This window comes from Euzebya tangerina (assembly GCF_003074135.1).
GTDB lineage: Bacteria > Actinomycetota > Nitriliruptoria > Euzebyales > Euzebyaceae > Euzebya > Euzebya tangerina.
Genome location: NZ_PPDK01000001.1, coordinates 267,733 through 291,793, shown reverse-complemented (window position 1 = coordinate 291,793; position 24,061 = coordinate 267,733). Strand labels below are relative to the sequence as shown.

General features: G+C 69.4%; 21 protein-coding genes. 9 read left to right on the top strand and 12 right to left on the bottom strand.

From position 1 onward, the window contains the following. Positions 1-35: 35 nt before the first annotated feature. Entirely contained in the window at positions 36-578 is a 543-nt protein-coding gene (locus C1746_RS01360; protein ID WP_116712915.1) for an anthrone oxygenase family protein, read from the top strand. A gap of 34 nt (positions 579-612) precedes the next feature. Further along, on the top strand, positions 613-1,776 hold the full coding sequence (locus tag C1746_RS01355) for a DNA alkylation repair protein (protein WP_116712914.1): 1,164 nt from the start codon (positions 613-615) through the stop codon (positions 1,774-1,776). Between the two features lie 3 nt (positions 1,777-1,779). Here the strand turns inward: C1746_RS01355 and C1746_RS01350 are convergent, their stop codons facing one another. Both C1746_RS01350 and C1746_RS01345 read right to left on the bottom strand, forming a co-directional pair. Continuing rightward, complete coding sequence (locus tag C1746_RS01350) at positions 1,780-2,973, bottom strand: phosphotransferase family protein (RefSeq protein WP_116712913.1); 1,194 nt, start codon at positions 2,971-2,973, stop codon at positions 1,780-1,782. Between the two features lie 7 nt (positions 2,974-2,980). Then, the gene (locus C1746_RS01345; RefSeq protein ID WP_116712912.1) at positions 2,981-3,847 is read right to left on the bottom strand and encodes a M8 family metallopeptidase; all 867 of its coding nucleotides are present in this window, start codon (positions 3,845-3,847) and stop codon (positions 2,981-2,983) included. Positions 3,848-3,990: 143 nt separating this feature from the next. On the opposite strand from C1746_RS01345, the gene C1746_RS01340 reads away from it, so the two are divergent. Then, positions 3,991-4,371 (top strand): pyridoxamine 5'-phosphate oxidase family protein, encoded by a 381-nt coding sequence (locus tag C1746_RS01340; protein WP_116712911.1) that lies wholly within the window; start codon positions 3,991-3,993, stop codon positions 4,369-4,371. Positions 4,372-4,386: 15 nt separating this feature from the next. Here the strand turns inward: C1746_RS01340 and C1746_RS01335 are convergent, their stop codons facing one another. The 4 genes from C1746_RS01335 to C1746_RS01320 form a co-directional block, all read right to left on the bottom strand. Beyond that, positions 4,387-5,136 (bottom strand): sulfite exporter TauE/SafE family protein, encoded by a 750-nt coding sequence (locus C1746_RS01335; protein WP_116712910.1) that lies wholly within the window; start codon positions 5,134-5,136, stop codon positions 4,387-4,389. A 110-nt stretch (positions 5,137-5,246) separates the two neighbouring features. Next, on the bottom strand, positions 5,247-6,038 hold the full coding sequence (locus C1746_RS01330) for an ABC transporter permease (protein WP_116712909.1): 792 nt from the start codon (positions 6,036-6,038) through the stop codon (positions 5,247-5,249). Continuing rightward, entirely contained in the window at positions 6,035-6,859 is an 825-nt protein-coding gene (locus tag C1746_RS01325; RefSeq protein ID WP_205711634.1) for an ABC transporter ATP-binding protein, read from the bottom strand. Before C1746_RS01325 ends, C1746_RS01330 begins: the two co-directional genes overlap by 4 nt. Further along, entirely contained in the window at positions 6,828-7,886 is a 1,059-nt protein-coding gene (locus C1746_RS01320; RefSeq protein WP_162867260.1) for an NAD(P)-dependent alcohol dehydrogenase, read from the bottom strand. Before C1746_RS01320 ends, C1746_RS01325 begins: the two co-directional genes overlap by 32 nt. Positions 7,887-7,998: 112 nt before the next feature. On the opposite strand from C1746_RS01320, the gene C1746_RS01315 reads away from it, so the two are divergent. Continuing rightward, complete coding sequence (locus C1746_RS01315) at positions 7,999-8,625, top strand: TetR/AcrR family transcriptional regulator (protein ID WP_162867259.1); 627 nt, start codon at positions 7,999-8,001, stop codon at positions 8,623-8,625. On the opposite strand, the gene C1746_RS01310 is transcribed toward C1746_RS01315, so the two are convergent. Together C1746_RS01310 and ileS are read right to left on the bottom strand one after the other, a co-directional pair. Beyond that, complete coding sequence (locus C1746_RS01310) at positions 8,597-9,976, bottom strand: hypothetical protein (RefSeq protein WP_116712906.1); 1,380 nt, start codon at positions 9,974-9,976, stop codon at positions 8,597-8,599. The genes C1746_RS01315 and C1746_RS01310 overlap by 29 nt on opposite strands. A gap of 157 nt (positions 9,977-10,133) precedes the next feature. Next, positions 10,134-13,325: an isoleucine--tRNA ligase gene (gene ileS, locus C1746_RS01305; protein WP_116712905.1), complete on the bottom strand. Its 3,192-nt coding sequence runs from the start codon at positions 13,323-13,325 to the stop codon at positions 10,134-10,136. Positions 13,326-13,597: 272 nt separating this feature from the next. Here ileS and C1746_RS01300 point away from each other — a divergent pair, with 272 nt between their 5' ends. Beyond that, positions 13,598-14,731 (top strand): potassium channel family protein, encoded by a 1,134-nt coding sequence (locus C1746_RS01300; RefSeq protein ID WP_116712904.1) that lies wholly within the window; start codon positions 13,598-13,600, stop codon positions 14,729-14,731. A gap of 24 nt (positions 14,732-14,755) precedes the next feature. Here C1746_RS01300 and C1746_RS01295 read toward each other — a convergent pair whose 3' ends face one another. Both C1746_RS01295 and C1746_RS01290 read right to left on the bottom strand, forming a co-directional pair. Further along, complete coding sequence (locus tag C1746_RS01295; RefSeq protein ID WP_162867258.1) at positions 14,756-16,282, bottom strand: cell wall-binding repeat-containing protein; 1,527 nt, start codon at positions 16,280-16,282, stop codon at positions 14,756-14,758. A gap of 112 nt (positions 16,283-16,394) precedes the next feature. Next, a complete protein-coding gene (locus C1746_RS01290) occupies positions 16,395-17,918 on the bottom strand; it encodes a cell wall-binding repeat-containing protein (RefSeq protein ID WP_162867257.1) in 1,524 nt (507 codons plus the stop codon). A 181-nt stretch (positions 17,919-18,099) separates the two neighbouring features. On the opposite strand from C1746_RS01290, the gene C1746_RS01285 reads away from it, so the two are divergent. Continuing rightward, on the top strand, positions 18,100-18,867 hold the full coding sequence (locus tag C1746_RS01285; RefSeq protein ID WP_116712901.1) for a hypothetical protein: 768 nt from the start codon (positions 18,100-18,102) through the stop codon (positions 18,865-18,867). A gap of 106 nt (positions 18,868-18,973) precedes the next feature. After that, positions 18,974-19,543: a transglycosylase family protein gene (locus tag C1746_RS22895; RefSeq protein ID WP_276309944.1), complete on the top strand. Its 570-nt coding sequence runs from the start codon at positions 18,974-18,976 to the stop codon at positions 19,541-19,543. 87 nt (positions 19,544-19,630) lie between these two features. Here the strand turns inward: C1746_RS22895 and C1746_RS01275 are convergent, their stop codons facing one another. After that, positions 19,631-20,746 carry an ABC transporter ATP-binding protein gene (locus C1746_RS01275; RefSeq protein ID WP_162867256.1) on the bottom strand — a complete coding sequence of 372 codons (1,116 nt, stop codon included), beginning with the start codon at positions 20,744-20,746 and terminating at the stop codon, positions 19,631-19,633. Between the two features lie 42 nt (positions 20,747-20,788). Here C1746_RS01275 and C1746_RS01270 point away from each other — a divergent pair, with 42 nt between their 5' ends. Beyond that, on the top strand, positions 20,789-22,294 hold the full coding sequence (locus C1746_RS01270; RefSeq protein WP_162867255.1) for a coiled-coil domain-containing protein: 1,506 nt from the start codon (positions 20,789-20,791) through the stop codon (positions 22,292-22,294). Positions 22,295-22,317: 23 nt separating this feature from the next. Next, positions 22,318-23,670 (top strand): serine hydrolase domain-containing protein, encoded by a 1,353-nt coding sequence (locus C1746_RS01265; RefSeq protein ID WP_116712898.1) that lies wholly within the window; start codon positions 22,318-22,320, stop codon positions 23,668-23,670. An 82-nt stretch (positions 23,671-23,752) separates the two neighbouring features. Here C1746_RS01265 and C1746_RS01260 read toward each other — a convergent pair whose 3' ends face one another. Continuing rightward, the gene (locus C1746_RS01260; protein WP_116715516.1) at positions 23,753-23,959 is read right to left on the bottom strand and encodes a cold-shock protein; all 207 of its coding nucleotides are present in this window, start codon (positions 23,957-23,959) and stop codon (positions 23,753-23,755) included. Positions 23,960-24,061 lie beyond the last annotated feature (102 nt).

Sequence of the window (24,061 nt, the reverse complement as noted above, 5' to 3'; positions counted from 1 at the left end):
TACCTACTAGTTCGATTACTGAAAGCGAGACTCCGATGACCGCTCTGGCCCACACCCCGGCGACCCACCTCGCCGCGAGCCCGTCTGCCGCACTCCCCCTGCTCGTGGCCCGCAAGACCTGGCCGATCAGGGTTGCGATGGTCTTCTCCGGCATGCTGGCCGGGTTCTTCTTCACCTACCAGATCTCGGTCCTACCCGGCCTCGAGCTGGTTGATGACGCGACCTACGTCCAGACCTTCCAAGCGGTGAACGAGACCATCCGCAACGCGCCCTTCGCGGCGATCTTCTTCGGCACCGGGCCGGTGCTGGTCGCGGCGCTGGTCCTCGTCCGTGACCAGGGACGCCGGATGGTGGCGGTGACGGCGGCCGCGCTGCTGTGCTACCTCGCCGTCCTCGGCATCACCTTCGCGGGCAACATCCCGCTCAACAACACGCTGGCCATCGTGACCGACCTCTCGCCGAGCGGTGCGGCCGCGGCCCGCGCGGCGTTCGAGGGACCGTGGAACCAGCTGAACCTGATACGGACGGTCCTGGCGGTGGCGGTGCCGGTGCTGCTGGCGGTGGCGCCACGGCGGTAGGCGATGTCACCGGGCCCCGTTAGCGTCTGCAGCTATGGCTGAGCCCCTCAAGAACAGCTTCGGCATCCCTGTCGTGCGTGAGATCGCGACCATGATCGACGACGCCGCCTCGCGGGCCTCGGTCCCGTTCGACCCCGACGCCTTCACCGAGGCGGCGGGTGCCGGGTTCGACGACCTCGAGCTCACGCCACGGGCCCGGCAGGTCGCGGCCGTGATGGCCGATCACCTCCCCGCCGATCGCGCAGTGGCCCTGGCCGTGCTCGAGGACTCCTTTGGACCACCGCTGGCCGAGACGGGGGAGGAGGGCATGGCGCCGTTCCGCTACCTGCCGTTCGTGTTCTTCGTGGCCGATCACGGCCACGACCACCTCGAGGCCGCGCTCGCCTTCCAGAAGGCGGTCACCACTCGGTTCACCGCCGAGTTCTCGATCCGCAGCTACCTGGAGGGGCCGCACCGAGATGCGACGTTGGCGCGGCTGCGCCGCTGGGCCGGCGACCCCGACGAGCATGTGCGACGTCTGGTGTCGGAGGGGAGCCGGCCCCGTCTGCCCTGGGCGCCTCGACTGCGGAGCTTCATCGAGGATCCCGCCCCCGTGCTGGCGCTGCTCGAGGAGCTGCGACATGACCCCTCGGAGTACGTCCGACGCTCGGTGGCGAACAACCTCAACGACATCGCCAAGGACCACCCCGACACCGTCGTTGCGGTTGCGCAGCGGTGGTGGTCCGACATCGACCATCGCGCCGCCCGTGCCGGTGATCAGCAGGCCCTCCGTGAACGCTGGATGATCCGCCACGCACTGCGGACGCTCATCAAGCAGGGCGACGCTGACGCGCTGGCCGTGCTCGGCTTCCACGCCGCCTCACCGATTGCGATCGCGACTGCCGAAGTCGCACCGAGTGAGCTGGTGATCGGCGAGGCGGTCGACATCCGAGTGACCCTGCACAACCCCTCGGATCAACCGGGGGCCGGGCTGCTGGACCTCCGGCTGCACTTCGTGAAGGCCGACGGTCGTACCAGCCCGAAGGTGTTCAAGGGCGCGGAGGTGGAGCTCGACCCCGGCGAGGAGCGGACGGTCCGCAAGCGTGTGCGCCTCAACCAGCAGTCGACCCGGACCCACTACCCGGGCACCCACCAGATCGACGCGCTGCTGAACGGGGTGGCGACGGAGATCGGGGCGTTCGAGCTTCGCCAGCCGTGAGGCTCACGACCAATGTCGTCGCATCGCTGCCTCGGCCTTCCTGAGCCAGCGGCCGACATCATCGGCATGGTAGATCCGCTCCGAGGGTTCGATGCGGTCGAGGAAGCCCTGATACACGCTGGCTTGGCGCAGGAGGGCAACCGGTTCGAGGGCCGTCCAAGCCAGATCAGGACGACTGTGCGGTACGGCATCGGCCCAGAGGCTGAGCCAGAAGGCACGGACGCCCGCTGGCAACCGATCGGCCGTGGCGAGATCCAGGAGCGGATGGCCCACGACGCTGTCGCCCCAGTCAAACCACAGCGGCGGATCGGTCCCGAGCCTGCAGTTCCCCGGATGGACGTCCCCGTGGACGAGCACATCGGGGAGTCCGCTGGCCTCAGCGGCCGCCAGGCGGCCGGGCAACTCCTCGCGGAGCCGAGCCAACTCGGGCCCCTCCCGGCCCAAGCGGTCCAGGAAGGCGAGCAGCTCCTCCTGCAGCGTCGGCGTCCGTCGGTCCGGTACGCCGGCGGCCAGCAGTCCTGGCAGCAGATCGACGGTGTCGAGCTGGAGCCGCACCAGCGCGGCCAGCATCCGGCGCTGGTCGTCCTCCGTTGCCGCGTACCCATCCACGCCCTGCATCGGCGCCAGCAGCTGACGATGGTCCGCGGCAGCGATCAGACGGGGGACGGCCTGCCCGGCGAGTGCTGCGAGCACGACCGACTCGTGCTGCATGAACGATGGGACGCACTTGAGCCACGCCACGCCTCCGGTCGTCGGCAACGACCAGATGGAGGAGAGGTTCCACGTGCGGTGCTGTCTGGCCCGGCCGGTGCGTCCCACGTGCGAGGAGGCCCAGCGAAGATCCGCGGCGGGGCCATTCACCCGCGCCCACGGCTGGCGCAGCGGGTGGTCATCCAGGACCGCGCCCCAAGCGGTGGGGAGGCTCGTCACGGCGTGGCCCGCCACCTGGGCTGGTCCCTCGCCGTCAAGCGGGACCACCCCGTCGTGTTGGACCAGGTAGGTGACGCGGCCGCCCATCGGCTCATCCGGGTCGGGGGTGGCATCCAGCAGACGCAGGACCACGATCTCGGGGACCACGTCCAGGATCGGCCCGGTCTCCGGCCACCACGGCTCAGCCACGCGGAGGTCCTCGATCACGCCGCGGACCACGCGGTCCCGGTCGACGACGACCAGTCGGACTCGGCGGCCGCGCTCCATCAGGTGGTCACACCAGGGCGGATGTTGGAAGGACGATCGGCGGCGGGAAGCGCTCTTCGTGTGACAGGTGGCAGCGGCGTGCGCCGGGGTCGCCCACGCCGCGGAGCGCCAGTTCGGTGGCACTCGGCAGCCGGTAGGGATCGGCGGTGTCGAAGGAGACGACGTAGCCGAGGTCGGCCAGCGACGCGATGGTCAGTCGCGACAGCGGCTGGGGCCCGGCTCCCAGGAACGGGGTCATCAGCTCCGTTCCGAAGACCAGCTCACGCCAGTGCCCGTCACGGCTTCCGGGACCACCGGTGTTCGCCACCGGCACCCCGGCTGTCGGGTCGCTCGGACCGTTCGGGATCAGCGGTGTGTCGGTGCCGGTATCGGTTTCGGGATCCGGCGCCGGGGCCAGGAGGTCGTCGTACTCCTCGGTCGCCAGCACACCCCGAAAGCGCGGGTCGGCGCCCCCCGGTCCGTCGAGCAGGCCAGCCGGCTGCCACAACGTGCCGATGCCGAGGACGTGTCCCATCTCGTGGACGATGACCTCGTCGAGGCTGCCGTCCGCCTCGAGCGCTGCCAGATCGGCCGTGTCGAACTCCATCACGCCGGTCGCGGGGAGCAGGCTGTCTGGCCGGAGCATCGTCGGACCGGCACGACCCAGGATCCGCCCCTCACCATCGATCCGGGTGCCGCTGGCACTGATGACGACGCCGTCGAAGGTTCGTCCACCGACGCTGACCGTCGACAGCGGTTCGGTGATGATGGCCTCCCAGCGCGCCGCCGCCTCCGCGAACACTGCGCGTTGGGTGAAGGTCAGCCCACCGATGAACTCCACCTCGATGCTGAACGGCGGCTGCGGCAGTTCCGGATCAGGGACGGGCTCGAACATGACGGAATCCTTCACGAGGCGTGTGACAGCGGCGGAGGTCTCACTATCACGCCGTGAGCGGCGACGGCCAAGGGTCCAGCCGGCAGGGATGAGACCCGGCTCGGCCGGGGGTGGGATGCACCGACGCCGGGAAGTGTTGATGCATGAGTGTCGAGGAGCGCTTGGAGATCGAACGCAACGTGTGGCTCGCCACCACCCGTCCCGACGGTCGGCCGCACCTCACGCCGGTGTGGTTCGTCTACGTCCGCCAGCGGTTCTGGATCGGCACGGGTGCCGACAACGTGAAGACCGCCAACGTCACCGCCAATCCGGTCGTGTCCGTCGCCCTGCAGGACGGAGATGCCCCCGTCGTCGCGGAAGGTGTGGTGGAGGTCCATCCCGACGAGCGGCCTGACGACGTCGTCCTCGCCTTCGACCGGAAGTACGGCTGGAACATCGAGCGGGCAGAGGACGACGACGTCGGCACGGTCGTCCTGTGGGAGATCCGGCCACGGAAGTGGCTCTTCGCACAGCCCGACGGATAGCCGTGCAGTGGTTGGTCAGCCGATGAGCAGTGGGATGGCGGACAGGGCCACCAGGAGGAGCACGACCTTCTCGAAGAGCCTGCGTGAGATCCGGTTGATCACGACCACGCCCAGCCAGGCGCCGAGGCCGATGGCGGGCAGGAGGGTCGCGGCACGTGTGAGGGCGTCGAGGTCGAGGATGCCGAGCCCGGAGCTGAACGGCAGCTTGGCCACGTTGACGAGGAAGAAGAACCACGCAGCGGTGCCCACGAAGCGCTTGACGGGGAGCCCTTGGAACAGCAGGTACAGCACCATCGGTGGGCCGCCGGCGTTGGCCACCATCGTCGAGAAGCCGGCGGCGACGCCGACGCTCCCGGCCAGGCCCCGTCGTGGTGGGTCGGCCTGCCCGGCTTCGGTCTCCTCGGCGAGGTGTTCCCGACGGGGCAGCACCACGGCGGTGACGACCACCCCGATCAGCACCAGCACGCCAAGGGTGATCCTGATCAGCTCGTCATCGGCCTGCGCGAGGTAGCCCACGCCCATGAGCAGGCCTGCCGCCACCCACGGTCCCAGTCGGGTGAGCAGCCGCCACTCCGCATCTCGCCGGTACACCGTGATCGCCACGAGGTCAGCGGCGATCAGGACAGGGAGGACGGCACCCGTGGACTCGCGTGCAGGCAGGACCAGGGCGAACCCGACGATGCCTAGGGTCCCGACACCGGCGATCCCGGTCTTGCTGAACCCGATCGTGAGCGCGCAGAGTGCCAGCAGCGCCCACTCGCTCATGCTGGTGCCGGCCCGCGGCGACGATCGGACGCGGGGTGAGACGACACCGGCCGGACGCTAGACGATCGTGGCGCCGCATTCAGCGAGCGGCGGTCTCGTGGCGGCAGCGCTCAGTGCCGGCTCAGACGCCGGCGGAGAGCGGCCATGGCTGCTCCGAAGGTCACCACGAAGACCGCCCCCGTCGCCAGCAGACCCCGGCCGATCGTCGCCCAGGCCCAGCCCTCGGAGACCAGCGCCCGCTGGGCACCCAGCAGGTGGGTCACCGGGTTCAGCTCGACCACGGAGGCCATCCAACCGGTCATCGCTCCCTCCGGCACGAAGGCCGTGGAGAGGAACGTGAAGGGCATGAACAGCAGCCAGCTCGAGCCGACGGCGGCCGGGTTGCCGGTTCGGAGGGCAACGGCGTAGGGGAAGCCGGCGAAGGCGAGGGCCCACAGTCCCCACAGCACCAGGGAGGCAGCGATCCCGACCACCCCGGTCGCGATCTCCACCCCCATGGCCAGGCCGGCGGCGGTCACGGCGACGGCAACGCCTGCCACGACCACGAGGTCGGCGACCATGAGGCCCAGCAGCAGCGTCGGGCGTGCAATCGGCGTCACCAGCATCCGGTCGAAGTACCCGCCCTGGATGTCGGTGACCAGGGCGGTTGCCCGGGACACGCCGGTCACGGCGAAGAGAATGCCCATGGGCAGCAGGAAGGCGCGGTAGTCGCTGACGCCCCCGCCGGGCGACTCGAAGACGTCCTGGAGCATTCCGACCTGGACGGCGTAGAAGAAGACGCCGACGAAGACCGGCGGGATGACCGCCTCGGTGTCGCGTCGGGCCTGTCGCAGCGCCCGACCCGCGACGGTGATCAAGTCGGACGCGACGCCGGCTGGGCGAGCGAGTGGTGCGGCGCTCACGCGGCACTCCCCGCAGCCGGCAGGCTCGGCCGACCCGTGTGGGCGGTGTGGTGGAGGAAGACGTCGTCGAGGGTTGCGGCGCGGCCGGACACGTGTGGCTGCACGGCCTCCTTGAGCGCTCCGGGGCTGCCCTGGACGGCAAGTCGACCGTCGACGATCAGCCCGACGCGGTCGGCGAGGGCGTCTGCCTCCTCCAGGTACTGGGTGGTCAGCAGCACAGTGGTGCCGGCTGCGTTCAGCCGCCTCACCTCCTCCCACACCCGTGCCCTGCTGGTGGGATCCAAGCCGGTCGTGGGTTCGTCGAGGAAGAGGACCGACGGCTGGTGGATCAGGGCGCACGCCAGGTCCAGGCGACGGGCCATGCCGCCGGAGTAGGTGGCCACCCGTGCCGACAGGGCATCGCCGAGGTCGACCAGGCCGACCACCTCATCCAGTCGCCGGCTTGCCGTCCGACCGCGCAGTCCGTACAGACGAGCCTGCAGGGTCAGCAGCTCACGGCCGGTCTGGGTGGGATCCAGAGCCGCCTCCTGCAGCGCCACACCGATGCGCAGGCGCACCTGGTCAGCGGCCGAGACGACGTCGTGACCGGCGACGGTGGCCGTGCCACGGGAGGGGCGGAGGAGGGTGACCAGCATCCGCACCGTGGTGGACTTGCCCGCGCCGTTGGCGCCGAGGAGGCCGTAGATCTCCCCGTCGGCGATGGTCAGATCGATGCTGCGGACCGCGGTCGTGGTCCCGAAGTCTCGACCGAGTCCGACCGTGGCGATGGCGGCGTCCCTCGGCGCTGCCTCAGATGGTGATGCCCAGCTTCGCGCGTGCACGGCCGCCTCCGATCTCATCTATCGCGTCCACCAGTTGGGTCAGTGGCCAGGTGTGCTCGACGACCGGTGTCACGGCGCCGTCGGCCATCAGACGGGCCAGTTCTTCGAGGTCGGGGAGGTTCTCCGTGGAGACGAAGACCACCACGCGTCGCTTGGACAGCGCGAAGCGGAGCAGGGCGCGCAGCGTCGGCCCGAGCGGGCCGATCACGCGGTTGCGCTCGACGTTTCCGCCTACGATGACGCGACGTCCACGCGGCGACAGCAGCCGACCGACCTCGGCGGAGGGGATCGAGCTGGCGACGTCGAAGAGCACGTCGACGGAGCCGTCGGCCAGGACCGAGAGGTCCTGCGTTCGGTAGTCCACCACACGATCGGCGCCGAGCCGCTCGGCCTGCTCGACGTTGCGGGTGCTGCAGACCGCGGTGACGTGGGCGCCGAGCGCACGGGCGATCTGCACGGCAAAGGTACCGACGCCACCCGATGCACCATTGATCAGCACGCGCGTGCCGTCGGTGACCTTGCCGTGGTCGCGGAGCCCCTGGAGCGCGGTCATGCCGGCGATGGCCACCGCCCCCGCCTGCACGTCGGTGATCTCGGCGGGACGGATCGTCAACTGATCAGCGGGAACCACGGCGTACTCGGCGTACGCGCCGCCCCGGACCCACCCGAAGACGGCGTCCCCTGGCGCGAACGTCGTGACGCCGTCCCCGACGTCGTCGACGACCCCGGCGAGGTCGACGCCTGGAACCGGCCGGGAGGGCCGGCGGAGTCCGCCGCCGATCCGGCCCACCCACGGCCGGCCGGTGGTCCGATAGAGGTCGGCGGGGTTGACCGAGGAGGCCGTCACCCTGACGAGCACCTCGCCAGGACCTGCGCTGGGGCGGGGCAGCTGCTGCAGCTGGAGGGCCGCCTCGGGAGGGCCATACGCGGTGTGGATGGCCGCCCTCATCAGGCGGTGGCTCTCGGGTCTGGCGTGCAGCTCCTGTCTGGGCACGGCGTCCTCCTCAGGTGTTGTCTCGGTGTGCATCGGGAGTCCTTTGTATGTCGTTCGGAATCGAAAAACGTACTGTGTACGTCCGCTAACGTACGTTGTACATGTACGGCGTACGTCCGTCAACCGGCACGCTAGGATTTTGGCCATGCGCGACCCGCTGACCACCGACAGGATCGTCACCGCGGCAGTCGCCCTGGCCGACGAGGTGGGGATGGGTGGGCTGACCATGCGCCGCCTCGCGACGACCCTCGGCTATGAGGTCATGTCGCTGTACAACCACGTGGCCAACAAGGAGGAGTTGGTCACCCGGATGATCGATGCCGTCGCGGCCGAACTCCCGCGACCCGATCCGCAGGGCCCCTGGAAGGCGGAACTACGGCGCGCGATGATCGGTGGGCTGCGGGTGCTGCAGGCGCACCCGTGGGTCGTCCCCCTCTTGAGCACGCGCGTTCCCGGTCCAGCCCGATTGGATGTGCTCGAGGCCTTCCTTGCAACCCTGGCATCCGCCTCGCTCACACCGGAGCGGATGGACCACGGGTTCCACGCGCTCAACAACCACCTGGAGGGCTTCGCGCTCCAGGAGCAGAGCTACACCCTGCCCAGCCCGCAGGATGACGGTGCTGAAGCCTTCCTCGAGGACTTCAAGCGCACGCTGGACGTCGAGCGGTTCCCCTGGATCATGGAGCACATCCGCTGGCACGAGACCGGACCGGAGAGCCAGGAGTTCGAGTTCGTCCTCGACCTCATCCTGGACGGCCTCGACGGCCCCTAGATCTGCGACGCCGCAACAGGAGTGCGGCGGCTACGCCCACTGCCGTCGTGAGGGCCACGGCCCAGGGGACTGTGATGCTTGGGACTGCCTCATCGGTCTGATCGGTGCCGGGACTGCGCGTGGCGGCTGGGGCTGGCATCGGCTCCGACGGCTCGGCGGTTGGCCGGTCGAAGGTTGTCAGCGTAAGGCCGGGAACAGGGTTCGGGTCGCCCGTGAGCGCCGTTGGCTCGGGCAGGTCGATGAGCACCTCGTCGGCCGGACCCCGGGTGTAGGGATCGCCCACGAGCGCCATGTCCCGCGCGGCGGTCCGGCCGGCCACTGGCAGGCCGGTGGCGGGCAGACCCAGGCCGTCGGCGCGCACCTCTGCTCCGATCGGTGAGGGTCCCGCGTCGATGAGAGCGGAGCTGCCCAGGTCGACGGTGACCAGGCGCGGCGGGTCGTCAACGACGGCCTGCACCAGCCCCTCGTCGTCACGACCGATGTCCCAGATGACTCCCTCGGCTACCTCCATGGCTTCGCCATTGGTGATCCGCATCAGCCGAGTCGGTGAGACAAGCGGAGACTCGAAGGTGGCGAAGAGCGCGAGCACATCTTGTCCACTCGGATCGAGGCAGATGGTGCGGGCCAGCCAGTTTGGGTGCTCGTATGGGCTCCCGTTGACCGCCGACCGGGTCGTGAACGTCTGGACTGTCATCGTGGACGGATCGAGCACACCGATCGGTGCCGGGTCGCCGCCGTTGAACTCGCCGAGCAGCCGACCGACCGTCAGCCGGTCGCTGCCCGGACAACGGGCCAGGACCTCCATCCGCGCCCCTACCGGCCAGCCGGCGGGTGGCAGGACGGCGGTGACCAGTTGTCCGTCGGCGTCCTCGGCCAGCGCCAACGCGAGTTCCTGGCGAATACCTGGTCGCCGCAGTTGCACCACCGGCCCCCTGGAGGTGGGTTCGACGTCACCCGTAATCGCGTCCAAGGTTGCTGCGGCGTCCGTACCCACGACGCCGCTGGGGGTGCACAAGGAGATCACTTCATCGACCCCGACCCAAACCCGCGCACCCGGCATCAGTCGCGTGCCGCAGGAGTCGCCGTCCGACGTCAGCACGTCAAGGTACATCTGGGGCGTTGCGTCGGCTGCGTCCCAGGCCCGCTCGACGAGGACCTCCACGATCGTGTCACCCTCGGCGGTCCCATCGACTGCGACGGCCTGCAGCAGGCCGCCACCCTCCCGGACATCAGAAACGCTGAACGACTCCGTCAACACACAGGAGCACGCCGAGGCCGCCGGCGCGACCGCAACCAACAACGACGGCGCCACAGCCAGCGCGATCAACAGCAGGCCCAGACGTCGCCTCATCACCCCTTTGACGCCGGGAGATCTGTCGGCGTTCCGGCCGAGTTCTTGAGGCACGGATGATCAGCTCCGGCCCACCCCGGACGGCGGGTCCAGGGCCGGTGCGCTCACAAGCCGGTCGATCCCGAGATCCCTAAGCCCGGTCTCAGTAAACCGGCCTTCAGGTCCGTTGGACCGTGATGCCGACGCTGTCATCGGGGCGGTCCTCCGCGGTGATGGCCACGTCGGTTGCCAGGGTCTCGGCCGCGATCATGTCCAGATGTGTGGCCAAGGCGCCTTCACGCTCGACCGGGACGCTCAGCGTCAGCGTGATGCGGTCCGAGACGTGCAGGTCCGCCTCGCGTCGCTTCTCCGCGATGGCCCGCACCAGGTCCCGGGCCCAACCCTCCGCCTCCAGCTCCGGCGTCACCTGGGTATCGAGCAGGACGAAGCCGCCGACGGAAGCTGGCAGCTGGGCCACGACGTGATGGTCGTCGGACCCCTCGACCACCGTCGACAGGTCGTACTCGCCCTCCTCCAGGCGAACACCACCACAGATGACGCAGTCAGGTTCGACTGACCAATTGCCGGTCTTGGAGGCCTGGATCACGCCCTGCACCTCGCGACCGAGCCGCGGACCGGCCGCACGTGCGTTGACCGTCAGCTGCTGCGACACGCCGACGCCGGCCGCCTCCGCCGCCTCCACGGTCATCAGCTCGACGTCCCTGACGTTCACCTCGTCGGCCAGGAGCGCCACGAACGGCTTGAGTGCGTCGGGGTCGGTCACGGCGATGGTCAAGGTGGACAGGGGCAGGCGGACCCGGAGGCGCTCCGCCTCCCGGATCCCGAGCGTCGTCGAGGCCACCGCCCGGACGTTGTCCATCGCGGTGACCAACTCGTCGTCCTCAGGTAGCTCGGCCGCGGTCGGGTAGTCCGTGAGGTGGACCGAGCGGTCGCCGGTCAGGCCACGCCAGATCTCCTCGGTGACCAGCGGCAGCAGGGGCGCCGCCAGCCGACACATGACCTCGAGCACGGTGTGGAGCGTGTCGACGGCGGCCTGTCCGTCCTCTGTCTCGGCATTCCAGAACCGGTCCCGCGACCGGCGGACGTACCAGTTCGTGATCGAGTCGAGGGTGTCGGCGAACACAGCCGTCGCGCCGGCGATGTCGCCGGCCTCCAACGCCTCGGTCATGGCCGTGACCGTGGTCCGGACCCGGGCCAGGACGTAGCGGTCCAGCAGGTCGGAGGAGTCGGTCCGGACCCGCCCGGACGTCCCGGCCGCCCCGGCGTAGAGCTGCAGGAAGTACCAGGTGTTCCACAGCGGCAGCATCACCTGTCGGACGGCGTCGCGGATGCCCTGCTCGGTCACGATCAGGTTGCCGCCACGCAGGACCGGCGAGCTCATCAGGAACCACCGCATGGCGTCGGCCCCGTCGCGGTCGAAGACCTCCCGCACATCCGGGTAGTTCTGCAGCGACTTGCTCATCTTGCGCCCGTCGTCGCCCAGCAGGATCCCGTGGGAGATGCACGTCGTGAACGCCGGCCGGTCGAACAGCGCCGTGGCCAGGACGTGCAGGGTGTAGAACCACCCACGGGTCTGCCCGATGTACTCCACGATGAAGTCGCCGGGGTTGTGGCTCTCGAACCACTCGGCGTTCTCGAACGGGTAGTGAACCTGGGCGAAGGGCATCGAGCCGGACTCGAACCAGCAGTCCAGCACCTCCGGGACCCGCCGCATGGTCGAGTTGCCGGTGGGGTCGTCCGGGTTCGGGCGGGTGAGGTGGTCGATGGTCGGCCGGTGGAGGTCCTCCGGGCGGACGCCGAAGTCAGCCTCCAGCTCGTCAAGTGAGCCGTACACGTCGGTTCGCGGGTAGGTGGGGTCGTCGGACTGCCACACCGGGATGGGCGAACCCCAGAACCGGTTCCGGGAGATCGACCAGTCCCGCGCACCCTCCAGCCACTGGCCGAACGAGCCGGCCTTGACGTGCTCCGGCACCCAGGTGATCTGCTCGTTCAGCTCGACCATGCGGTCGCGGAACCGGCTGACCTCGACGAACCAGGACGAGACCGCCCGGTAGATCAGGGCGTTGTCACAGCGCCAGCAGTGGGGGTAGGGGTGGTCGTAGGTCTCGTGCCGCAGCAGCACGCCGTCCTCCCGCAGCATCCGCATGATGGGCGTGTTGGCCTCGAACACGTGCATGCCGGCGAAGTCGGAGACCTCCGCAGTGAACTCGCCCTTGGAGTCCACCGGCACGACCGGCGTGATCCCGGCAGCGTCCGTCACGACCTTGTCCTCCTCACCGAACGCCGGGGCGATGTGGACCAACCCGGTCCCGTCCTCGGCCGACACGTAGTCGGCTTCGAGGACCTGGTGGGCGTTCTCCCGCCCCGCGAAGTACGGGAACGGCGGGGTGTAGGAGCGGCCCAGCAGATCGGCGCCGACCACCGTCGCCACCACCTCCGGCGCCTCGCCCAGCTCGCGGACGTACCGGGCCACCGCTGCCTCGGCCAGCACCAACTTGCGGCCCGCGAACGCACCCTCGGAGGGACGGAGCACCTGGTAGGTCAGCTCGGGGTGGACGGCGGCAGCCAGGTTGGACGGGAGCGTCCAGGGCGTCGTGGTCCAGACCATCGCCAGGGCACCATCGAGCGGATCGTCCGCGCCGGAATCCTCAAGACGAAGCCCGACGGTCACGGCCGGGTCCTGCCGCTGCCGGTAGACGTCGTCCATCCGGGTCTCGGTGTTGGACAGCGGGGTCTCGCAGCGCCAGCAGTAGGCCAGGACCCGGAAGCCCTCGTAGATCAGACCCTTGTCGTGCAGGGCCTTGAAGGCCCACATGACCGACTCCATGTAGTCGAGGTCGAGGGTCTTGTAGTCACCCTCGAAGTCGACCCAGCGAGCCTGCCGGGTGACGTAGTCCTCCCACTCGTCGGTGTAGCGCAGCACCGAGGTCCGGCACGCGTCGTTGAAGACGTCGATGCCCATCTCCTCGATCTCGGACTTGTGGGTGATGCCCAGCTGCTTCTCGGCCTCGACCTCGGCCGGCAGGCCGTGGCAGTCCCAGCCGAACCGTCGCTCGACCCGGTTTCCCAGCATGGTCCGAAAGCGCGGGACGACGTCCTTGACGTACCCGGTCAGCAGATGGCCGTAGTGCGGGAGCCCGTTGGCGAAGGGCGGGCCGTCGTAGAAGACGTACTCATTCGCCCCGCCCTCACCGGCAACGCGGGCCTCGACTGACGCCTCGAAGGTGCCGTCGGACTCCCAGTAGGACAGGATCCGCTGCTCGATCTCCGGGAAGACGGGGGAGGAGGCAACGGTGCCGCCGTGCCGGGGATAGGCCGTGGGGGTGTCAGAGCCGTCGTGGGCGCTCATCGCAGGTCCTGGGAGTCTGATGTGGAACGGATTCCCGAGGACGTCGACCCGGTGCTTGCGGGTCTGCGCGGTACCACCTCGCTTGCCATCCGGTTCGGATGACCACTTCGTTCTGACGGGCTGTGACGGGCCTACCCGACCGGGTCTAGTTGGGGCCGCGTGGCCCGGTTCTTCCGATGGCTCCCCGGTGATGGCCGGATCAGCGCCTGTGCCTCCACAGTAGCGATGGACGCCAAGGGGTCAAGCCGTGGGATCTCGCTAGGGTTTCCCGAGTGGAGGTCCTCGTCGGAGCACTCGGTGTGGTCGTGGTCCTCGCGGTCCTCGTCGACGTCGTCAACACCCTGGTCACGCCCTCGACCAGCTACGCGCGATTCTGGCTGACCACACTGGTGTGGCAGCTCACCTACGGAGGCCTGCGGTGGTTCGCTGGGCTCTTCGACCGTGAGAGTCGGGTTCGACGACATCTGCTGGCCGCCTTCGGCCCGCTGATGATGGTCGTCCTGCTCACGACCTGGGTGACCCTGCAGATCGTCGGCTTCGGGCTGCTGTGGTGGGCGACGCAAGGCCTGTCCGACGAGGTCGGCATCGGGACGGCGGTGTACTACTCCGGTGTCGTCTCCTTCACCATCGGGTTCGGCGAGATCGTCCCGGCCGGTCTGGTCCCGCGGGTCGGCGCGCTGGTCCAGGCCTACACCGGCGTGGTGACGACGGCGTTGGTCATCGGCTACCTGCCGACGTTGTACAGCGCCTACTCCGCCCGTGAGCGGCAGCTGATGACGTTGGACCACGGCAGCTCGGAGCGAATCACACCGGTCACGCTGCTCAAGGCCTGGTCGCCGGACGCCGACCCGAAGAAGCTGGAGGCCCGCTTCGCCGAATGGGAGCGGTGGACCGCTGAGGTGTACGAGACCCACGCCACCCATCCTTTCCTCCGGCTCTTCCGCTCCCACGACCGGGGCCAGCACTGGATCACCGCCCTCGGCGTCGTCACCGATGCGGCGCTGCTGGCGCAGCAGATCCTCGGTGCGTACGACGGGCACGGCTACTGGATGATCCGACGAGCGACCGCGCTGTTCGACGAGATGACGCTCTTCGCCGGCGAGTCCCGGTTGGCGGAGTACCAGGCGCAGCGTGAGGACCTGCTCCGAGAGGACGATGGCGAGACCTTCCGGCAGACGCGTGCCGCGCTCGAGGATCACGGGTTCGAGCTGGTGCCGTTCGAGATCGGTCGCGCCCACGCTCGCCAGATCCGCGACGGGTACGCCCCGCAACTCGAGTTCCTGATCGACTACTTCCTCGCGCCACGGGGGTTCTGGCCGCTCCGAACCCTGGATGTGCCGCTGCTGTCCGAGACCCACCCCGAGGTGCTCGACCTGATCCCGCCTGAGCGGGACCGATCAGGGTGAGCTCCGGACGGCACCGGCGCGGTGTCAGTTGAAGGTCACACGGCCCACGCCGTAGGACTCCACGGGCTGGCCCTCACCGTCGACCGCCACCTCTCCGTCGTCGTCGGCGTCCTGCCAGGCCATGACGACGGCACAGTCCGGGCCGTCGATGCTGACGACGGCGGTGGTGACCTGCCCGTCTCGGACGATCGCCTCGTACAGCACCCGCTGGTCGGTGATGTCCTCCTCGTTCAGGGTGGCGAAGGCAGCCAGACCGGTGTCGGTCTCGCCCAACCCGTCAGCGTGCCCATCGGCGTCGGCGTCGATGAAGGTATCGGGCCCGCTGCCGACGATGTCAGCGTTCGCGCAGGGGAACAGGGCCAGATCCACCGTCGCGGCCAGTGGGCGGTCGTCGTACCGGCCGGTGACCGAGAAGTCAGCCGGGGAGCCGACCGCTCGGATCAGGCTCTCCATCGGCGTGACCCTGATCTCCTGGCTCGGTACAGCCGGGGGCTGTCCACCGCCAGCCTCGGACGCGGCCAGGGTGGCCTCCTCCAGCGTGCCGACGGTGATGGCGGCCGTGCCACCGATGGCCTGCACGGCGTCAAGTGCTGGTGTCGTCGGATCGGCCAGCCAGGTGCGTGCAGCGTCCCCGAGCACGTCGGGCTGCTCGGCCAACACGACGGGGGCACCCAGCCTGGCGGCGTGGGGTGCGGCAGCAAGGGTGTCGACGAAGAGGTCGCCGCGGGCCAGGACAGCGTTCTCGCCGGTCAACCACGGAGCACGGACGGCGACGTCGGCCACGGCGGTGACGGTGCCGAGTCGGTCTGGACCGCCGATGCGCTGGACCTCCGCACCAAGGCTCGCGATCTGGTCGGCGACGTCGTCGGAGATCTGCGTCTCGTTCCCGATCACGTAGACGCGGCCGATGACCAGGTCGACGATGGCGTCAGCCGTGGCCGGGGGCAGTCGGTCGCTCTCCACCAACAGGATCGGGAAGCCCTGCGCAGCGGCAGGCGCCCCGGCGGCCAGCGTGCCGGCGAAGTCGTCCGCCTCGGTGACGAACGCCACGGTGGTGCCTGCCGGGTACTGCCCCAGCCCGCCGGAGTCGGCGATCACCGCCGCGGCGTCGGCCGCCGTCTCGAACCGGTTGCCACCGGCGATCCGCCGGACGTCGACGTCGAAGGTCGTCGCGATGTCGGTCTCGACCTGACTGGTGATGGCCGCCGTGCCACCGAAGATGACGACGTCGTCTGGATCGAGCCGCTCGATGGCGAACCGGGTCTCGTCGTTCAGTCGTATCGTGTCGGTGACCAGGACGGGGGCGTCGAGCCGCCCGCTGACGGTTGCCGAGGCCATCGCGTCGGCATAGTCGTCGGCACGCGCCAGGATCACGGTGTCGGATCCCCCGGGATGGTCCAACGCGGCGATGGTGGCGGCAGTGTCGTAGCGGTTGGCGCCGTCGGCTCGCGCGGGTTGCGGCTGGGCCCTGACCGGGGCGGCGAGGACCGAGGAGAGCAGGGCAATCACCGCCAGGACGAGGAGCGCGGTCGGGAAGAATCGGACGGTCACGGCGGTGTACCTGCCTCTGCATTGCGTCGGGCCTGGTCGACCCGAGGGCGAATCAGCCCCTACAGATGCTTTTGACGGTGGCCCGTGGCGATAAACGTGATGGGCCATCGGCTCAGCCGAAGGTGACCTTCCCCACCCCGTACAACTCGGTGGGTTGGCCGGCGCTGTTGACCCCCAACTGTCCGTCGCCGTTGCGGTCCTGCCAGACGACGACGACCGTGCAGTCGGGCCCGGAGACGCTCACCACCTGCATCGTCACCTGCCCGCCGACGACCGTCGCCGGCCGGACGATCCGGGTGTCGGTGATGTCGGCCCCGTTCAGGGTCGCGATGGCAGCGAACTGGGTGTCGGTCCGCCCCAGACCGTCCGCCAGCCCGTCAGGTTCGATGTCGGCGAAGGTGTCGTTCTCGGTGCCCACGACACGGGTGGTCGCGCAGGGGTAGAGCCCGACGTTGAGGGTCGCCGGAAGCGGCAGGTTGTCGTACCGCCCCGTCACCGTGAAGCGGGCGTTCTCCCCGACGTCGTTGACCAACTCCTGAAGGGGTTGGACGACGAACACCTGGTTCGGGCTGTTCTTGGGGTCGGGATCGTTGCCACCGTCAGCAGCGGCCACGGCAGCGGCCAGCGTGGGCTCACTGAGTGCGGCCGGACCACCGATTGCCTGGATGACGCCGATGTCAGGAGTCGTGCCCGCTCCCAGCCACTCGCTGGCAGCCGAACCCAACGCGGTCGGGCTGTCGCTGAGGATGATGGGTGCCGAGATGGCCGCTGCGTGGGGCGCGGCCGCCAGGGTGTCGACGAAGAGATCGCCGCGGGCCAGCACGACGTTGGTCCCGGCCAGCCAGGGGGCGGCGATGGCGGCGTTCGCCACAGCCGTCACGGTCCCGAGTCGGGTGGCCCCGCCGATGCGGATCACCTCGATGCCGAGCGCAGCGATCGAATTCTGCACACTGGGGTCGATCTGGGCCTCGTTGCCGATCAGGTACACCCGGTCGATGGAGAGGTCGGCCAAGGCCTGGCTGGTCTCCGCTGGCAGCCGGTTCGTCTCGGCCAGGAGGATCGGGAAGGCCTGGGCGGCGGCAGGTGCCCCAGCAGCCAGGGTGCCGGCGAAGTCGTTCGCCTGGGTCACGAAGGCGACGGAGTTGCCGGCGGGGAACTGTCCGATTCCGCCGTTGGCGGCCATGAACCCGCCGGCAGCGGCGGCGGTGGCGAAGCGGTTGGGCCCCGCGATCCGACTCAGCGAGACGTCGAAGGAGGCGCGAAGTTGGGCGACCACGGTCTCGTTGACCGCGGCCGGACCGCCGAAGATCACCACGTTCTCGGGGTCGAGGTCGACGATCGCGGCGCGGGTCTCGGCATTCAGGTTCCCGGTGTCGGTGACCAGGACTGGCGCGCCGAATCGTCGGGACACCGGTGCCGAGGACAGCGCGTCGGCGTAGTCGTCGGCGCGGGCGAGGATCACCGTCGACGTCCCGTTCGGGTAGTCCTGCTCCGCAATCGCCGCGGCCGTGTCGTACCGGTTTCCGCCGTCGATCCGAGCGGCTGTCGCCTGCGCCGACGCGGGCGCGGCGACGGCGACGCTCACAGCCATCGCCAGCACGATGACGAGGAACATCGAGCGTGTGATCGGGACCATGTCCACCCCTTCCCCTGCGGATTCGTCGGTCAAGTCTGTGTCGGTTGGTGTCCTGGCTGCCATCGGGCTCGTGTGATCAGCGTAGTACGTCGTCGGTGGCGGTGATCAGGCCGGCGTGTTGTCGGCCACGCACAGGGACTGCTCGGGTCAAGCCACAGCGGCGCGTGCCGATACAGGCTGGGTGACGGATGACACCACCTGGGAGGCTCAGGCGCGCCCGAGCAGGACCGCGCTGTCGCTGGTCGTCCTGGTGGTGGGACTGCTGGCGCTGGTGGGAGCCGCCGTGCAAACGGACGACGGGCTGTCCGCGTTCAGTGAGATCCAACTGTTCGTTGCGGTCCCCGGTGACCACACGCCGAACTACGGACTGGCTGATGCTGCGGTCCACGAGGCCACCCTTGCCGTGGACTGGTTGGAGGGGCAGACCGGCGAAACGTTGCGGGGCGACGTCGACTTCGGCTACGTCGTGGACCTCCAGGCGACCACCGGTGAACTACGCGGAGACGCACGGGCCGCCTACCTCCGGATCCTGACCGAGATCGTGCCGCAGGCCCTCCGGTCCGACGTCTTTCCCGTCGTGATGGCCGACGTTCGCACCGAACTGCTCGACCACGGTCCACAGACCTGCGGCCTGGGCGGTCCGACCGGGATCGTGATCTTCCTGGGCAACTGTCGGGGCTTCGAGCCGACCACCTTCTCGACGTGGGGTTCGCACGCCAGTCACACCGTGGCACACGAGTTGGTGCACGGGATGGGGGCGGTCATGGACTGCGCGCCCCATTCGACGGGCACCGGTCACGTCTTCGACGATCCGAACGACGTCCTCTACCAGGGGCCCATCCAGCGCTCGCCAGCAGACGCGGTCCGCCTCGACGCCGGGCGCGACGACTACTGGCAACACGGCATGGAGGGGTGTCCGGACATCATGGACAGCCCGCTCTGGGAGTGAGCCGCGGACCGGCTTGACCTGTCCCAAACGTTCCCGATCAGACAGTTGACCGATGGACCCAGATGGGATGGGTGACGCCGGTCGTCTGCTTCATACGGTAGTGCACATGTTTAACCAAAGCAAGCACTACGATAACTTTCGCTCTCGGTTGGTCCAGGGGTTCCTGGTGCTCGTCGTGGCGACGGCGGTCCAGTTGCTTCCCGCTTCCCCAGCTCGCGCTGCGGCCCCCGAGCAGAACCCGGGCTGCGAGACCTACGGGTGCGTCTACGAGCACTGCCCCACCCACTTCACCCGTGGCGGGGGCGGCGAGTGCCGCCTCGGCATCGCCTATCAGCGCCTGCCCGACGGCGGCGCGGACAACCGCGAGTTGATCGCCGTCCAGTGGCCGGGCCGGTACGACCCCGCCCGACGCGCCATGTGGGACCGCGTTGCGTTCTGCGAGTCCACCTGGCGCTGGGGCTACAACGGTGGCTCCGGCTTCGACGGAGGCCTGCAGTTCAGCCCCTCGACGTGGCGTGCCTTCGGCGGAACGGAGTACGCAGCCTACGCCCACCAGGCATTGCCCGAGCAGCAGATCGACATCGCGGAGCGCGTCGCCTTCTACGGGCATGGCAACAACCGCCCCCAGGGACCTGGCGCGTGGCCCTCATGCGGTCGCTACCTGTCCGCGCCCTAGGACGCCCGCAGTCACCCCAGATCCCACGAATCCCAGCTTCGCCTCGTCGGCCTGCCCGGCGGGGCGACGTTCATACCCGGGGAGCTGTCACCCCGGCTCGTCTGCGTGCCACAGGGCGCTCGCACCGTTCCGCGAGAAGACGGTCAGACCGCGGACGTCCACGGTGACCTCGACCTGATCGCCCGGCTGGACGCGACGATCGCTGTCGAACGTGGCTTGCCAGACGCCGGTCGACACGCGGACCTCCACCAGGTCGTAAGGTCCCAGCCGTTGCACCGTGACCACGGTGCCCTCGAGCCGGGCGTCGACGGGGTCAACCAGTTCCGAGCCGCGCAGCCGGTCCGGCCGCGCCCCAACCAGAACCTCCTGGCCGACGCGATCCCGCAGCGGACCCGGCAGGCCGCCGGGGAAGCGCACCCACTGCTGGCCGAACCACAGCCGCCCCAGGCCACTCTCATCGCCCAGTCGGGCGGTCACCATCGTCATCGCCGGCTCGCCGACGAACCCGGCCACGTAGCTCGACACCGGGCGGTGCAGCAACTCCTCCGGCGGGCCCACCTGCACCAGCCGGCCACGCCGGATCACCGCGACCCGATCAGCGATCCCCAGTACCTGGTTGTGGTCGTTGGTGGTGTAGATCATGGTCAGGTGATGCTCGCGCTGGACGCGATGCATCTCGCGGCGCAGCTCGTTCGCAGACGGTGGATCCAGCAGCTGGAGGGGTTCGTCGGCCAGCAGTGCCCGGGGCGCCCGGACCATGGCACGCGCCAGAGCCGTGCGCTGCGCGTCCCCACCGGACAGCGCACTGGCCTTCTTCCCCCAGATCGAGCCCAGGCGGAATGACCGCCGCTCCTGGCCCGTGCGCCGGTCCACCTCTTGTGCCGACTTCTTCTGGAACTCGAGCGGCAGCGCCACGTTCCCCGCCACGTCGAGGAAGCTCAGCAGGTTCTGCGACTGCGACACCATGGCCAGGTTGCGGTCCTTCATCCGCATGCCCTCGACGTCCTGACCGTCCAGGCGCACCACTCCGGCCGACGGCTCCTCCAAGCCGGCGATGACTCGCAGCAAGGTCGACTTGCCGGCCCCCGAGGGGCCGATGACGCCCAGGAACTCACCGTCCTCGACGTGCAGATCGATGCCGTCGAGCGCGGCTGTCCCGTCCGGGTGCACCCGGCGGATCCCTTCCAGGGTGATGGTGGCCACGCCCTCCAGTATCACCGTCTCCCACGTAGGCTCCACCCGCGCATGCTCGCCGTCGCCTCGTTCCTGGGCGGGCCGTTCTCCGGATCGGCCCATCTGCGTGATGCCCGAGAGCAGGTCGAGGACGTCCGCTCCCACGTCCGCAACGGCTACCTCACCCTCGACGGTCGATGGACCGACGTGGTCTCGGATGTCGTCGTGCTGCAGGGACGTCTGGGACCGGACGACGGCTTTGCCATCCAACTCGAGGAGTATCGGCGGGCCGCCGCGGACGCGGTCCAGTTGGCCACCTCGGCCTACGTCCGCATCGAAGCCGATGAGGAGCCCGAGCTCGACTCGGTGCCGGTCGCCCACGCCGTCCGTGACGGCTGGAGCCGAGTCGCTGGGATCATCGACCAGGCCGGTCAGGCGATTGCCGAGCTGTCGGGTGTGGTCCACGCGGCAGAGCGGGCGGAGAGCGGGAGCGCCGCCCTGCTCGGGCAGATCGAGGACCGGATGGAGGCGGCCGCGCAGGCGATCGAGGACGCCCGCGCCATCGGCTTCGGGGTCGACCACCTGACTGACCGGCTGGAGACCGACGGTCGGCAGCTGGAGGTGGCTCGCCGGACACTGGCCGGCGCACAGCTGTGGGAGGCGACGACGACGCTCCGCCGGGTCAGCGAGTCAGTTGATCACGTCCTCGGGCAGGCTCGAGGGTTGGGCGCACGCCGGGCCGACCTGCTTCGTCGGCATGCGGCGCTGATGGCGCGGGCGGACGGCGCATCCCAGACCATCCAGGACATCAATGACGGTCTGCACGCCATTCGCGACCGCTTCGCCCCGTCCGTCTGGGACGGTCTGGCGGACTCGCCAGCTCAGGCGACCGCGCTCATCCGGCAGGCCCATACCGGGCTCGATCATGCCCGCCAGGCCCTCACGATGGACGTCCAGAGCTTCGCCCGCGCCGAGGAATCATTGGCAGGCGTCGAGGCCGACCTGGCCAGGCTGGACCAGTTGAACACGAGCGTCCACACCCTGCGGCAGGATCTCGAGGCCGCCATCCGGGCCTACCCGGCCCTGCACGCCGAGGCCGTCCGCAGCCTGGAGGCGGCCCGCGCATTCGTGGCGCAGCACCGCCCGCAGGTCTCGCCAGCCCACGGGGCGCAGTTGCAGCGAGCGGCCGAGACCTTGGCCCAGACCGAGGCGATGGCTGCCAGCGGCCGTGCCGACCCGTTCGTCGCCTGCGCGCGACTGCGGGAGATCGATTCGGTCACCGATGCGGTGCTGTTCGGTGCCCGGAGCGATCAGCAACGAACGCAGGCCTACCACGGCCACGTCGCCCGGAAGATCCAGGACGCCACGTGGGCCATCAACCGCGCGACGGCGGCCAGCGGTCTCGGCCTGATCGGCTGGAGCCGAGAGGCCAAGGTTCGCCTCCAGAGCGCCGGTCAGATGCTGGCCGAGGCGCAACGACTCCTGGCGACCGACTTGGCGCGCGCCGACGAACTGGCATCGAAGGCTGACATGATCGGTCACCAGATCGTCGCGGAGTCTCGCGGCTTCAACCGCTGAGAGTGGGGGGTACGGTTGCCGCCATGAGCCGCGCGCGGAAGGTCCTGTTGGGTTCAGGCGTCGCCGTCGTGCTCATCGTGGCGGGTGTCCTGCTCTACGCCCGCCCCCTCCTCGAGACCGCCACCGGCTACGCCGCACACAACGCCTGCGCCGTTCGTTTGCTGGCTGGGCGTGGCGTCGAGGCTCCGGCCGCAGATCTTCCGCCGAACCCCTTGGTTCCGCTCATGTCGACCAGCGTCGATGAGTCGGAGGGAACCGCATCGGCGGCCCTGTTCGGGCTGTTCGGCCAGACTGCGTGGCACACGCCCGGCCTCGGATGCACCTTGGCCGACGAGCGTCCCACCCTGACCAGCCCCGACCCGGTGGAGATCGTGGCGGACGAGGTGTGGCCGCTGGGTGAGACCGTCCCCCCGCCACCGGCTGACGTCGACAGCGCCGCCCTGGAAGCGGCTCTCGACTCGGCGTTCGCCGAAGATGACCCAGCGGGCCGTGCCGTCGGGGCACGAGCGGTCGTGGTCGTCCACGAGGGCCAGATCGTCGCCGAGCGCTACGCCGACGGCTTCGACGCCGACACGCCCCAGTTGGGGTGGTCCATGGCGAAGTCGGTCACCAACGCGATGGTCGGCCGTCTCGTGGCCGACGGCGTCCTCACCCTCGACCAGGACAACCTGGTGTCGGCCTGGACGGGCGATCGGGCCGCGATCACCCTCGACGACCTGCTGCACATGGCCAGTGGGCTCGAGTGGGACGAGACCTATGCCCTCGGCACGCCCGTGACCGAGATGTTGTACCGCCAGACCGACATGGGGGCCTACGCAGCAGACCTCCCCCTGGAGAGCGACATCGGCTCGGTCACCCAGTACTCCAGCGGCACGACGAACATCATCTGCGACATCCTGCACACCGAGACCGGCACCGGTGAGGCGCTGGCCCACGAGCTGGTGTTCCGACCCCTGGGGATGCACACCGCCGTGCTGGAGCCGGACGCGAGCGGCGACCTGGTCTGCTCCTCCTACCTGTGGGCGACCCCTCGCGACTGGGCGCGTTTCGGACTCTGGTTCGCCGACGGCGGATCGTGGCAGGGCGAGCAGCTCCTGCCGCCGGAGTGGGTCGAGTACTCCAGCGAGAGTCGCGCCGCGGAGGGGGAGGACGCCGGCCACGCTGCGCACTGGTGGGCCAACGACACGGGTGACGGCGACCTCGTGCTGCCCGATGTGCCGGCAGATGCCTTCTGGGCCTCCGGACATGACGGTCAGCGGGTCTTCGTCGTCCCATCCGAAGAGCTGGTGGTTGTTCGCATGGGATTCACGCCGCAGATCCCGTCGTCGGAGTTGGGGTACAACGAGATGCTCTCCGACATCATCGACGGGTTGTGAGCAGAGCCGGACCGCCGGAGCAACGACGAAGGCCGACCCTCGAACGGGTCGGCCTTCGAATGGCGGCTGGCGGACGGCGCGCCTAGTCCAGCGGCTTCACGTCGCGAGCTTCGTCGCCCTTGCGTCCCGGGCCGATCTCGAACTCGACCCGTTGGCCGTCGTCGAGGCTCTTGTAGCCCGTTGCCACGATGTTGGAGAAGTGGACGAAGACGTCGTCGCCACCTCCGTCCGGCGCGATGAACCCGAACCCCTTCTCGGCGTTGAAAAACTTGACTGTTCCTTGAACCACTGTGATCACTCTCTTTGACGGGCCGGCGGGCTGCTGGCACACAACTCATCGAACTCGGGTGTGAGCTCGACACCGCCTAAACCTACCCACTCATGGTGTCCT